Origin of the sequence: Streptomyces sp. NPDC052225 (assembly GCF_040679615.1) — a bacterium.
In the GTDB taxonomy this organism is placed as follows: Bacteria; Actinomycetota; Actinomycetes; order Streptomycetales; family Streptomycetaceae; genus Streptomyces.
In genome coordinates this window covers 170,206-182,417 of record NZ_JBFAVD010000011.1, presented here as the reverse complement: position 1 = coordinate 182,417, position 12,212 = coordinate 170,206, and the positions used below count along the sequence as shown (strand labels likewise).

Annotated in this window: 10 protein-coding genes and 2 tRNA genes; 9 read left to right on the top strand and 3 right to left on the bottom strand. The window is 70.3% G+C overall.

All coding sequences use genetic code 11. The features are described from left to right. The first annotated feature begins 65 nt into the window (after positions 1-65). Positions 66-1,238 carry a PP2C family protein-serine/threonine phosphatase gene (locus AB0L37_RS18670; RefSeq protein WP_365506079.1) on the top strand — a complete coding sequence of 391 codons (1,173 nt, stop codon included), beginning with the start codon at positions 66-68 and terminating at the stop codon, positions 1,236-1,238. Between the two features lie 172 nt (positions 1,239-1,410). Here AB0L37_RS18670 and AB0L37_RS18665 read toward each other — a convergent pair whose 3' ends face one another. After that, positions 1,411-2,550, bottom strand: a complete 1,140-nt coding sequence (locus tag AB0L37_RS18665; RefSeq protein WP_365506076.1) for a cation:proton antiporter — start codon at positions 2,548-2,550, stop codon at positions 1,411-1,413. Positions 2,551-2,809: 259 nt separating this feature from the next. Here AB0L37_RS18665 and AB0L37_RS18660 point away from each other — a divergent pair, with 259 nt between their 5' ends. The 3 genes from AB0L37_RS18660 to AB0L37_RS18650 all read left to right on the top strand — a co-directional run bounded on the left by AB0L37_RS18660 (position 2,810) and on the right by AB0L37_RS18650 (position 6,607). Beyond that, entirely contained in the window at positions 2,810-3,613 is an 804-nt protein-coding gene (locus AB0L37_RS18660; protein WP_365506073.1) for an ABC transporter ATP-binding protein, read from the top strand. Then, positions 3,613-6,048 (top strand): FtsX-like permease family protein, encoded by a 2,436-nt coding sequence (locus AB0L37_RS18655; protein ID WP_365506070.1) that lies wholly within the window; start codon positions 3,613-3,615, stop codon positions 6,046-6,048. Before AB0L37_RS18660 ends, AB0L37_RS18655 begins: the two co-directional genes overlap by 1 nt. Before the next feature lie 103 nt (positions 6,049-6,151). Next, positions 6,152-6,607: an HD domain-containing protein gene (locus tag AB0L37_RS18650; protein WP_365506067.1), complete on the top strand. Its 456-nt coding sequence runs from the start codon at positions 6,152-6,154 to the stop codon at positions 6,605-6,607. Here the strand turns inward: AB0L37_RS18650 and AB0L37_RS18645 are convergent. Beyond that, positions 6,604-7,779: an acyltransferase family protein gene (locus AB0L37_RS18645; protein ID WP_365506064.1), complete on the bottom strand. Its 1,176-nt coding sequence runs from the start codon at positions 7,777-7,779 to the stop codon at positions 6,604-6,606. The genes AB0L37_RS18650 and AB0L37_RS18645 overlap by 4 nt on opposite strands. A gap of 667 nt (positions 7,780-8,446) precedes the next feature. Here AB0L37_RS18645 and AB0L37_RS18640 point away from each other — a divergent pair. Beyond that, a complete protein-coding gene (locus AB0L37_RS18640; RefSeq protein WP_207822950.1) occupies positions 8,447-8,641 on the top strand; it encodes a hypothetical protein in 195 nt (64 codons plus the stop codon). 79 nt (positions 8,642-8,720) lie between these two features. On the opposite strand, the gene AB0L37_RS18635 is transcribed toward AB0L37_RS18640, so the two are convergent. After that, positions 8,721-8,791, bottom strand: a tRNA-Gly gene (locus tag AB0L37_RS18635). Between the two features lie 151 nt (positions 8,792-8,942). Here AB0L37_RS18635 and AB0L37_RS18630 point away from each other — a divergent pair. The 4 genes from AB0L37_RS18630 to AB0L37_RS18615 all read left to right on the top strand — a co-directional run bounded on the left by AB0L37_RS18630 (position 8,943) and on the right by AB0L37_RS18615 (position 12,159). Then, positions 8,943-9,019 (top strand) — tRNA-Pro (locus AB0L37_RS18630). A 172-nt stretch (positions 9,020-9,191) separates the two neighbouring features. Next, on the top strand, positions 9,192-10,580 hold the full coding sequence (tig, locus tag AB0L37_RS18625; RefSeq protein ID WP_365506061.1) for a trigger factor: 1,389 nt from the start codon (positions 9,192-9,194) through the stop codon (positions 10,578-10,580). A gap of 251 nt (positions 10,581-10,831) precedes the next feature. Further along, complete coding sequence (locus AB0L37_RS18620; RefSeq protein ID WP_365506229.1) at positions 10,832-11,437, top strand: ATP-dependent Clp protease proteolytic subunit; 606 nt, start codon at positions 10,832-10,834, stop codon at positions 11,435-11,437. Positions 11,438-11,499: 62 nt separating this feature from the next. Then, complete coding sequence (locus tag AB0L37_RS18615; protein WP_365506058.1) at positions 11,500-12,159, top strand: ATP-dependent Clp protease proteolytic subunit; 660 nt, start codon at positions 11,500-11,502, stop codon at positions 12,157-12,159. The last annotated feature ends 53 nt before the right edge of the window (positions 12,160-12,212 follow it).

Here is a 12,212-nt window from a genome sequence, read left to right as displayed (position 1 = left end):
GGAAAGGGGGACAAGTGGGACCTCCTGTGCACAGTCGGAGGCTCCACGGATAAGGTCCACGAGCAATGGCGGTACGAAGAGAGCGGCGCGGGCGCGAGCAGCGCGCGGAGGCCGAGACGTTTCCGGCCCGGATGAAGATGCGTATGCACCGGGTCCGCACCGCCGTGCGCAGATCCGGTGTCGACTACTTCCGCGGCGACGGCTCGGACTGGATCGCGCTCGCCGGACTCCTGATCACGGTGCCGCTGATCGCGTGCGGCACGATCCTCAACCCGGTCTGGTGCTCGCCGTCCGTCCTGGTCCTGCCGATCGTCGCGGGCGGCCTGCTGCTGCGCCCCGCGAGCCTGCTCGGCCTGTACGCGGCCGCCGCGACGGCCCTGATAGTGGAGTCGGTCCAGCTCGGCCCCTACTCGCAGCACGCGGCCGCGGTCACGCCGGGCACCGTCCTCACGGTCGCGGCCTGCGGCTTCTTCGGCCTCCTGATAGCGCAGTTCCGCAGCCGCGTCGGCGTGCCCTGGCGGCGCGGCGGCACGATGCTCTTCGACCTGCGTGAGCGGATCCGTACCCAGTCACGCCTGCCCAAACTCCCGCCCGGCTGGCACCGCGAGATGGCGCTGCGCCCGGCCGGCGGCCAGTCGTTCTCCGGCGACTTCGTGGTCGCCGCCCGCACCAACAACGGCCGCACCCTCGAAGTCGTCCTCACCGACGTCTCCGGCAAGGGCATGGACGCGGCCTCGCGCGCGCTGCTCCTCGCCGGCGCCTTCAGCGGCCTCCTCGGCTCGCTCCCGCCGCACGCCTTCCTCCCCGCCGCCAACGGCTACCTGCTCCGCCAGGACTGGGACGAGGGCTTCGCGACCTCCATCCACCTCGTCCTCGACCTCGAATCCGGCGACTACGAGCTCTACTCGGCGGGCCACCCGCCGGGCCTTCAGCTCAGCGCGGGTTCGGGCCGCTGGGAGGAGAAGGCCGCGGAAGGGCCGCTCCTCGGCGTCTACGACGGTGCCGAGTTCGACGCGACGAAGGGCACGCTGCGGCCCGGCGATGTCCTGATGCTCTTCACGGACGGCCTCGTCGAGACGTCGGAACGCGACATCGCGGAGGGCATGGACCGCCTCACCGGCGAGGCGGACCGCTATGTCACCGGGGGGTTCCACGGCGCGGCCTGGCATCTCATCGAGGCGGTGGCCAAGGACGTGAACGACGACAGGGCTCTGCTGCTGATCTGCCGGGACGCGTAGCGCCGTCCGGCGTCGGCGGGTGTGCGGCTGCGGCTTTCGTCGTGGCTGGCCGCGCGGTTCCCCGATGTAGGCTGCGCGCAGCGCATGCCTTCTAGGGGCGCGGGGAACTGCGCGGCCAGCCCCACCGAACCTGCACCCGGCGACGAACCGCTGAAGCCGCGGCGAGCCGCCGCTAGACCCCGGCCCGCAAAACCCGGGCCAGCCAAGCGGAGCGCCCCGCCGCCAGCGGCCCGAGAACGGCGAGCACCAGCACATACCCCGCGATGAACGGAGACAGCCGCGCATCGAGCCCGGCCCCCGCCGCCATCGTCGCGAGGATCAACGCGAACTCCCCCCGAGCCAACAGCGTCGTGGAGATATTGGCCGCGGGCCCGCTCCCGAACCCGTACACCCGAGCCGCCCCCAGCCCGGCCAGCACATTCATCACCAGCGTCACCGCGACAGCGGCCAGCACGGGCCACACCACACTCGGCAGATCCCCGGGATCGATCGACAACCCGAACGCGAAGAAGAAGATCGCCCCGAACGCGTCCCGCAGCGGATGCACCAGTTTCCGGATCCGCTCCCCGGACGCGGTCGACCCGAGCATGAGCCCGACCATGAACGCCCCGATCGCGTCGGCGACCCCGAACCACTCGGAGACCCCCGCGACGAACACCGCCGCGCCGAGGAACGAGATGACGAGCAGCTCGTCGTCCTTCACGTCGAACAGCCGCCCCACGACCCGCGTCCCGAACCGTGCCGCGAGCGCGAGCAGCAGCAGGAACCCGAACGCCTTCCCGCCGTCGAGCACCGCCGCGGCCAGTGAGTCGGCCCCGGACAGGATCGGCTGGAGCGCCGCCAGGTACAGCGCGAGGAAGACGTCCTCGACCACGATGATGCCGAGGATCGGCTTGGTCTCCGGGTTGCCGAGCCGCCCGGTGTCGACGAGGACCTTGGTCACGATCGCGGACGACGAGATGCCGAGCACCCCGGCGAGGACCAGAGCTTCGGAGGTGCCCCAGCCGAGGGCGAATCCGAAACCGAGGCCGGCGCCGACGTTCAGGGCGAGGTACGTCCCGCCGGCGACGGCCATCTTGCGGCCGCCCGCCTTGAGGTCGTCCATGTGGAACTCGAGGCCGAGGTAGAAGAGCAGCAGCACCAGGCCGAGTGCGGAGAGCATCTCCAGGTCGTGCGGGTCCGAGACGAGCACGACGCCCGGTGTGTGCGGGCCGAGCAGGATGCCGGCCAGGATGAACAGAGGGATGGTGGGAAGTCCGATGCGCCCGCCGAGGCGGGCGAGGACGGCGGCGGCGAGAAAGGCGCCACCCATGGCTATCAAGGTGTCTGCGTGTCCGATGGGCCCGTTCCTCCTTGGTGAAGAGCCGTAGCTGAGAGTCTTGGTAAAGAGAACGTCAAGAAAGCGTCAATAGTTAGCTTACCAAAGGACCGGGAAGAGGGGCCGGAAGGCCCTGGTGGGGGATAACCCCACCCCGGATCCGCCAGCCGCCCTCATGGCTGCGGGACCCTCCGGATCCGTACGTTCGAGACATCGGCGCACAAGGCGATCGATCACGTACGAGAGGGCGACCATGGGCCTGCGCAAGAAGCGGCACCACCAGGAGGGGGCGGCGACGCCCGCCACCGGGAACTGGGCGGTCGAACTGCGCGGAGTCCGCCGCAGGTACGGCCGCGGCAGCGGGACCGTGCACGCCCTGCGCGGGATCGAACTCGCCCTGCCCACCGGCTCGTTCACCGCGGTGATGGGCCCGTCCGGCTCCGGCAAGTCCACGTTCCTTCAGTGCGCCGCGGGCCTGGACCGCCCCACCGAGGGGACCGTCGCGCTCGGCGGCACCACCATCACCGGCATGAGCGAGAACAAGCTCACCGCCCTGCGCCGCACCCGCCTCGGCTTCGTCTTCCAGGCGTTCAACCTGCTGCCCTCGCTCACCGTCGAACAGAACGTGCTGCTCCCGATGCGCCTCGCGGGCGAGCGCCCCGACCGGCGCCGCGCCGCCGACGTCCTGGCCCGCGTCGGCCTCGGCGACAAGGGCCGGCGCCGTCCCGGCGAGCTCTCCGGCGGCCAGCAGCAGCGCGTCGCCATCGCCCGCGCGCTCGTCACCCGGCCCGACGTGATCTTCGCCGACGAGCCGACCGGCGCCCTCGACACCACAACCGCCGCCGAGATCCTGGGACTTCTGCGCGACGCCGTCGACCGGATGGGCGCCACCGTCGTCATGGTCACGCACGACCCGGCGGCCGCCGCCTACGCGGACCGGGTCCTGTTCCTCGCCGACGGCGCGATCGTCGACCACCTGGAAGGGGCGGGCGCCGACCGCATCGCCCACCGCATGCGCACCCTGACCGTCCGCACGCCGGTAGGGGCGGCCGCCTGATGTCGCTGCGCCCCAACGGCCTCGCCCGTTCCGCCCTCCGCTTCAAGCCGGCCGCCTTCGTCGGCACGTTCGTCGCCCTGCTGATGTCCGCCCTGATCGTCTCGGCGTGCGGCATCCTCCTGGAGACGGGCCTGCGCGCCTCGGTCCCGCCGGAGCGCTACGCGGGCGCCCCGGTGCTCGTTGCCGCCGACCAGAGCGCCCACCACATCACCGGCTCCGGAGAGGACCGCGAGGACGAGGCCGTCCCGCTCCCGGACCGCGCCCGTATCCCCGACTCCGTGGTGGCGAAGGCGGCTTCGGCCCCCGGCGCCCGTGAGGCCGTCGCCGACGTCACCTTCCCCGTCCAGCGCGACGGCAAGGCGCTCGACGCCCACAACTGGGGCTCCACCGCCTTCACCGGCGACAAGCTGACCGCGGGCGCCGTCCCGCGCGCGGGCGAGGTCGTGCTCTCCGGTGCCGCGCTCGGCGACCGCGTCACCCTCACCACCCCCGACGGTCCCCACACCTACCGCGTCTCCGGCACGACGACCGCCCCCGGCGCCTGGTTCACCGACACCGAGGCCGTACGCGTGTCAGGGCACCCGGGACGCGTCGACGCGGTCGCCGTCTGGCCCAAGGCCGGCGTCTCCACCGGCACCCTCAAGTCGCAGGTGGAGAAGGCCACTTCGGGCGCGGGCGGCGCCAAGGTCCACACCGGCGACGACCGCGGCGCCGTCGAGGACTCCACGCTCGCCTACGCCAAGGAGATGCTGGTCGGGATCGGCGGCTCGTTCGGCGGCATCGCCACCATGGTCGCCGTGTTCACCGCGGCCGGCGCCGTCGCCCTCTCCGTCGGCCAACGCGCCCGCGAGTACGCCCTGTTGCGCGCGATCGGCACCACCCCGCGCCAGATCCGCCGCTCCATCGCCACCGAGACCCTCCTCGTCGCCCCGCTCGCCGGAGCCCTCGGCTGCCTGCCCGGCATCGCCCTGGCCCGCTGGTGGTTCGGACAGCTCCAGGCCAAGGGCGCCGTCCCGCAGGCGGTCGACCTGGCAGTCTCCTGGATCCCCCTCACAGCAGCCGTCGGCACGGCCCTCCTCACCGGCCTGCTCGCCGGATACCTGGCGGCCCGCCGCCCGTCGCGCATCAAGCCGGGACAGGCCCTGGCCGAGGCGTCGGTGGAACGGCTGCGCGTCGGCTGGATCCGCACCCCGCTCGGCATCGCGGCGGCGGTCGGCGGCCTGGTCCTCTCCTTCGTCGCCGCCAACCTGACCGGTGACGACGCGGCCAACACCGCGCTCGGCATCGTCATGTGCTTCATGCTCGCGGTGGCGCTGCTCGGCCCGCTCGTGGCCCGGCTGTGCGCCGCGCTCTTCGGCCTCCCGCTGCGCGGCGCGGGCGCGTCCGCCTCGCTCGCGGCCGCCAACTCCCGTGCCAACGCCCGCCGTCTGGCCTCCGCGATCACCCCGATCGTGCTCGCCATGGCCTTCTCGTCGGTCCTCGTCTTCATGCACACCAGCGAGGACAACGTCGCGGCCGACCAGCAGAAGGCGGCCATCACCGCCGACCACATCGTCACGTCCGACACGGGCCTCGCCCCCGGCGCGGCCGCCGAGGCGGCCAGGACCCCCGGCGTCACCTCCGCCGTCGGCATCCTCAACACCGCCGTCCTCGTCCCGGCGAGCTCCGAACTGCAGTCGGCCTCCACCCAGGCCGTCACCGGCACCGCCGAGGACTTCGCCCGGGTCCAGGACCTCAAGGTCACCCACGGCACCCTCGACCTCGCGGACCCCGGCACGGTGGCCCTGGACGCGACCCTCGCCCACGCCGCCCACGTCGGCGTCGGCGACAAGCTCAGCCTCCGCCTCCCCGACGGCACCAAGGCGGCCCCGACGGTCTCGGCGACGTACGAACGCGGCCTCGGCATGCCCCAAGTCACCCTCCCGCGCGCGGCGTTGACGGGCCACGTCACCAACCCGTACGACACGGAGGTCTGGACGAAGGGCGGCACGGGCGAGGGCCTCGCCCGCATCGGCACCCCCCTCGCCCGCGCCGACTACACCACCGCCCGGTCCCTCGACCGCGAGATGAACGCCTGGGCCAACACCACCATGGCGGCGGTCCTCGGCGGCTTCGCGGCGATCGCCGCGGTCAACACCCTCGCGATGACGGTCCTCGACCGCCGCCGCGAACTGGGCACCCTCCGCCTCATCGGCTCGACCCGCCGCCAGATCCTGCGCATGCTCCGCTGGGAAGCCCTCCTCGTGGCGGGCGCGGGAGTGACCCTCGGCACAGGAATCGCCCTGGCCACCCTGATCCCCATGATGACCGGCCTCACAGGCCAGGCCCCCCACATCCCACCCGCCCTCTACGCCGCTTTCGCAGGCACAGCCCTGTGCCTGGGCCTGGCAGCAACAACCTTCCCCGCAAAGTGGGCCTTGAGGACAGCCCCTTAAGGGGCGCGGGGAACTGCGCGAGCAACCACGACGAAAGCGGCACCCGCCGTGCAACCGCACACGGCAGACGCCCAGGCGGCTCTACACCCCTAAGGTCAACGCCATGCTGACCCTGCCCGAGGTAGAAGCCCTGGCCCGCCGAGCCCACGCGACCCAGACCGACAAGGCCGGCCGCCCCTACGCAGAACACCTGGAAGCCGTGGCCCACGGAGTACGAAGGCGCGGCGGAACCGCGGAGCAGATCGCCGCGGCCTGGCTCCACGACGCCATCGAGGACGACGCCCTCACCCCCGCCTGGCTGTCCGAAGCCGCACTCCCGGAGCAGACCAAGGCGATCGTCCTGGCCCTCACCAAACACAAGGGCGAGCCCCCGGAGGCGTACGCGCAGCGCATTCTCGCCACCCCGGGGGCCCGCCTGGTGAAGGAGTCGGACCTCGCACACAACGCGGACCCGGCCCGCCTCGCGGTCCTGGACGAACCGACCCGGGCCCGCCTGACCCGGAAGTACGCGACGATGCGCGCCCTCCTGGGCCTCAAAGACTCACCGACTGAGGACTAGGCGCGGGCCCGGGCCCGCGCCACCTCGGCGGGGTCCTTCTTGAACGCCCACTCCATCTTCGGCTCCATGGCGAACCGGAAGATCCGCTGGACCGGCGGTGTGCACAGCACCGTGACGACGGCCGCGGCGACCACGGTGACGGCGATCTGACCGGCCGGCGTGTGGACCCAGTCCGCGTCGAACCAGTTCCAGAAGCGCGAGCCCTTCGCCAGGAACCCGTGCAGCAGGTACCCGTACAGGGTCCCGGCGCCGAGCACCGTGAACCACATCTTGCGCCGCGGCACCCACGCGAAGAAGCACGCGGTGAGCACGATCGAGCAGCCGAACAGCGCAAGGGTCATCACGACACCGGCCCACCACGGGGCGCCCAGCTCCTGCGCGCTGTCCCGGTGGTAGAACCAGGCGGACGTCATCCGGGGCCCGGCCCAGTACGCGAGGGCGAGCGCGCCGAGCACGATCGGCACGGACAGGATCCGCACCTCGCGCCGCCGCACCAGCTGGAAGTGCTCCGGCTTCATGAACAGGCCGAGCACGAAGAAGGGCAGGAACTGAAGGACGCGCTGGAGGTCCAGGTCGTCCCCGAGTTCGGGGGAGACCGAGGCGAGCACGGCGACGGCGACCGCCACCGGGATCGGCCAGCGGATGATCTTCCACAGCGGCGTGGTCAGCCGCCACACGAACAGCGCGACCAGGAACCACGTCAGGTACCAGGGGTCGAGCAGGCTGATCGGGTACGAGGGGTCGTCCCCCGCGGTCCGCTTGAAGAGGGTGTACGCGATCTCGAACAGCACGTACGGCACCGCGACACCGGTGATCAGCCTGCGCAGCCGGTCGGGCCGCATGTCGAAGCTGCGCGAGAAGTAGCCGGAGATCAGGATGAACGCCGGCATGTGGAACGTGTAGACGGTCATGTACAGCGCTTCGGCGGTACGGCTGCCGTCGGTCAGCGGCTCCCAGCAGTGGCCCATCGCGACGAAGACGATGGCCAGGTACTTGGCGTTGTCGAAGAACGCGTCCCGCTGCCTGGGCTTGGGGGCGGCGGCCTGAGCGGGGGCCGGCGCGGGAGCGGTGGTGGAAGCGGGGGCAGGGGGCGGGGGGACTGGGCTCGCGGGCCGCGCGGCCGGGGGCAGCGGGCTGCGGTGCGAGCCGTGCGGGTACAGCGAGTTGGTCACAGGCCCTCCCACCAGGAACGAGGGGGGACGACCGGGGACCGCACTGCGCCGGTGGGGATCAAGGCAGTGTCGAACATCTGAGGCACCCTAGCGGTGCCCGCGGGATTCCGTAAAACCCTCAACTCGATTCCTCCTTATCGACCCCGGGTACCCAGGATTCGGCAAAGTCGACATGGAGCCGAAAGAGAGTCGTACGACGGCCCCTCATTGCCGATCTGTCCGTTATCGCACCTCTAATCCCTCTTAAACGGCGCATAACGCCCGCGACTGACTACGTCGATATGCCCGATAGGCCGGAATCGGCGGGCGGCATTAATGAGCCGCCGAATTCCCGTGAATTCGCTGTGTCGTACTCAAGGAGAAAGTGCGGGAAAACCGCGAGCGGCGTGCGCGGACCATGCGAGGGGCACGTGTGGGCCGCATGTGCGCCAATAGAAACGATCAAGCCGAATTCCGCGCCTCCCCGGGCGCCCCCGCGCCCCCGCCGACGTGCGCGGCTCATGCGCCCCAAGGGCGCGCGGGCCTCGCGCCCCCACGCGCGCGTGGCCGACGATGCGTCACCGACCGCATACGGAGGCCGTGTTGGTGGCACGATGGTTCTGGCGGGGGGTGTGCGGGGCTGTGCCCCCCGGGCCGGGAGAGCGGACCGACCTAGGGTGTGATCAGTGTGGCCATTTCGCTGTCAGTGGTGCTGTTGTTGGCGATCGTCCTCGTGGTGCTGATGCGCGGCGGCTCGATCAAGGCGGGACCTGCCGTGGTGGCGGTCCTCTTCGGCTTCTTCCTGGCCTCGACCGGAATGGCGCCTGCGATCAACAACTTCCTCAACTCCGTCGCGGACAGCATCAGCGCGATCAAATTCTGAGACCCAGGCCGGGGGACACGAAAAAGCCCCCGGCCCGGTCCGCGGCGAGCGGAACCGGCCCGGAGGCCTTGTTCTGAAGAGCGGGCGACGGGAATCGAACCCGCGTAGCTAGTTTGGAAGACTAGGGCTCTACCATTGAGCTACGCCCGCACGGAGCGCGCCGCAGGTCGGTGACCACGGCACGCAGGCATCGTAGCGGGTCCAGGCCCCCGTCCGCACACCCCATTGCCGGCCCCCGTCGAGGGCCCCGCAATGCGGGCGCCGCACTGCCTGCGGGCATGTACCCTACGTGTCGCACCGACGGGGTGTGGCGCAGCTTGGTAGCGCGTCCGCTTTGGGAGCGGAAGGCCGTGGGTTCAAATCCCGCCACCCCGACCAGCGTTGTCGCCGCGGCACACGGCCGCCGACCGCATCCGGGCATCCTCACCGAACCGGGAATCAAGATCGCATTGTGGGTGCGCTGCGGCGTGCCGTTACTATGCAAGCTGCATGCCCGTGTGTCTCTAAGCCGGGCAGAACCCAAGAAGTCAGCCCCCAAGGAGACCGAACCGTGAAGAGCGCCGTGGAGACCCTGAACCCGACCCGGGTTCGGCTCAGCATCGAGGTGCCCTTCGAGGAGCTCAAGGACAGCCTCGACGCGGCGTACAAGAAGATCAACCAGCAGGTCACGGTGAAGGGCTTCCGCAAGGGCAAGATCCCGGCCCGAGTCATCGACCAGCGGTTCGGCCGCGGTGCGGTCCTCGAAGAGGCCGTCAACGACGCGCTTCCGAAGTTCTACACCGAGGCCGTCAACGAGGCCGAGCTGAACGTCCTGGGCCAGCCCGAGGTCGACATCACGGAGCTGAAGGACGGCGAGACGCTGAACTTCACCGCCGAGGTCGACGTCCGCCCGGCGATCGAGATCCCGGACTACTCCGGCATCGAGGTCGAGGTCGACGCGGTCGAGGTCACCGACGAGGACGTCGAGAAGTCGGTCGAGCAGCTGCGCGACCGCTTCGCCTCGACCTCCCCGGTCGAGCGCGCCGCCGAGGACGGCGACGTCGTGACGATCGACCTCGAGGCCAAGGTCGAGGGCGAGGTCCTCGAGGACGGCGTCGCGTCCGGCGTCTCCTACACCATCGGCTCGGGCGAGCTGCTCGACGGCATCGACGACGCCGTGAAGGGCCTGGAGGCCGGTGGCGAGGCCACCTTCACCTCCCAGCTCAAGGGCGGCAGCGCCGAGGGCAAGGACGCCGAGGTCACCGTCAAGGTCACCCAGGTCGCCGCCCGTGAACTCCCGGCCCTGGACGACGAGTTCGCCCAGCTCGCCTCCGAGTTCGACACCCTCGACGAGCTGAAGGCCGACAGCCGCAAGCGCCTCGAGAACATGAAGCAGTACGACCAGGCCACGCAGGCCCAGGAGCGCGTCCTCGAGAAGCTCCTGGAGCTCGTCGAGGTCCCCGTCCCCGAGAAGCTCCTCGAGGACGAGGTCAACACCCGCAAGCACAACCTGGAGCACCACCAGCTCGGCCAGATGGGCCTGGACATCGAGAAGTACCTCGAGATCCAGGGCAAGACGGTCGAGGAGTTCGACGCCGAGACGCGCGAGCAGGCCGTCAAGGGCATCAAGACGCAGTTCGTCCTGGACGAGCTCGTCAACAAGGAGAAGCTGAACGTGAACCAGGAGGAGCTCACCGAGCACCTCATGCGTCGCGCCGCCTCCTCCGGCATGTCCCCCGACCAGTTCGCCCAGGCCGTCGTCGAGGGTGGCCAGGTGCCGATGCTCGTCGGCGAGGTCGCCCGCGGAAAGGCCCTCGCGGTGGTCGTCGAGGCCGCCACGGTCAAGGACACCAACGGCGAGATCGTCGACCTCGAGGACGACGAGGAGGAGTCGGCGGAGACCGTCGAGGCCGCCACCGAGTCCACCGAGGCCGAGGCCGAGGAGACCAAGGAGGCCTGAGCCTCCCTGTAGTCACGCGACAGGCCCCCGGGACACCGTCCCGGGGGCCTGTCGCGCCCCTGCCCGGGGCCGACCCCCACCTGCGCTCACAGCGAACAGTTCCCTTCGCGGGATTCCCCGGAGGGACCCGCGCGTTAGGGTCCATGAATACGAGGGCAGGGGAGTCCCCGAGTGAGGGGCCCGGCCTCAGTTAGAGACGCGAGACGGCGCGTAGCCGTCAGAGACGAGCAGGTGGATACGTGACGATTCAGATGCCTTCCGCCGCCGGAGAGCCGTCCATCGGCGGTGGCCTCGGCGACCATGTCTACAACCGGCTGCTCGGCGAGCGGATCATCTTCCTCGGCCAGCAGGTCGACGACGACATCGCCAACAAGATCACCGCGCAGATGCTGCTCCTTGCCGCCGACCCGGACAAGGACATCTTCCTCTACATCAACAGCCCCGGTGGCTCGGTGACGGCCGGCATGGCGATCTACGACACCATGCAGTACATCCCGAACGACGTCGTCACCATCGGCATGGGCATGGCCGCCTCGATGGGCCAGTTCCTGCTGACCGGTGGCACCGCGGGCAAGCGCTTCGCGCTCCCGAACACCGACATCCTGATGCACCAGGGCTCCGCCGGCATCGGCGGTACCGCCTCGGACGTCAAGATCCAGGCCGAGTACCTGCTTCGTACCAAGCACCGCATGGCGAGGATCACGGCCGAGCACTCCGGCCAGACCATCGAGACGATCATCCGTGACGGTGACCGCGACCGCTGGTACACGGCCGAGGAGGCCAAGGAGTACGGCCTCATCGACGAGATCATCACTGCCGCTACGGGCGTTCCGGGCGGCGGCGGTACCGGGGCCTGATCATCGCGATCACCCCCCGGCACAGCCACCCAGCCCACCCTCACCAGGACGGAACACCGACCATGAACAACATCCCCGGCAGCGGCCTGTACCAGGGTCCGCAGGTCGACAACCGCTACGTGATCCCGCGCTTCGTCGAGCGCACCTCGCAGGGCGTGCGCGAGTACGACCCGTACGCGAAGCTCTTCGAGGAGCGCGTGATCTTCCTCGGCGTGCAGATCGACGACGCGTCCGCCAACGACGTCATGGCGCAGCTGCTGTGCCTGGAGTCGATGGACCCGGACCGCGACATCTCCATCTACATCAACAGCCCCGGCGGCTCGTTCACGGCCCTCACGGCCATCTACGACACGATGCAGTTCGTGAAGCCGGACATCCAGACGGTCTGCATGGGTCAGGCGTCCTCCGCGGCCGCCGTCCTGCTCGCCGCCGGCACCCCGGGCAAGCGCATGGCGCTGCCGAACGCCCGCGTGCTGATCCACCAGCCCTCCGGCGGCACCGGCCGTGAGCAGCTCTCCGACCTGGAGATCGCGGCCAACGAGATCCTCCGGATGCGTACGCAGCTGGAAGAGATGCTGGCCAAGCACTCGACGACGCCGATCGAGAAGATCCGCGACGACATCGAGCGCGACAAGATCCTCACGGCCGAGGACGCCCTGGCGTACGGCCTGGTCGACCAGATCATCTCGACGCGCAAGATGAACAACGAGGCGATCGCGTAAGCGCGGGCTGTATCGTCTGCCATCCCCTGGCGCGGTTCACGTCAAAGTGAACC

Bases quoted from the DNA above. Each gene is read 5' to 3' on its own strand.
- AB0L37_RS18670 (WP_365506079.1), top strand. From the start codon at position 66: ATGGCGGTACGAAGAGAGCGGCGCGGGCGCGAGCAGCGCGCGGAGGCC.
- AB0L37_RS18665 (WP_365506076.1), bottom strand. From the start codon at position 2,550: ATGGGTGGCGCCTTTCTCGCCGCCGCCGTCCTCGCCCGCCTCGGCGGG.
- AB0L37_RS18660 (WP_365506073.1), top strand. From the start codon at position 2,810: ATGGGCCTGCGCAAGAAGCGGCACCACCAGGAGGGGGCGGCGACGCCC.
- AB0L37_RS18655 (WP_365506070.1), top strand. From the start codon at position 3,613: ATGTCGCTGCGCCCCAACGGCCTCGCCCGTTCCGCCCTCCGCTTCAAG.
- AB0L37_RS18650 (WP_365506067.1), top strand. From the start codon at position 6,152: ATGCTGACCCTGCCCGAGGTAGAAGCCCTGGCCCGCCGAGCCCACGCG.
- AB0L37_RS18620 (WP_365506229.1), top strand. From the start codon at position 10,832: ATGCCTTCCGCCGCCGGAGAGCCGTCCATCGGCGGTGGCCTCGGCGAC.
- AB0L37_RS18615 (WP_365506058.1), top strand. From the start codon at position 11,500: ATGAACAACATCCCCGGCAGCGGCCTGTACCAGGGTCCGCAGGTCGAC.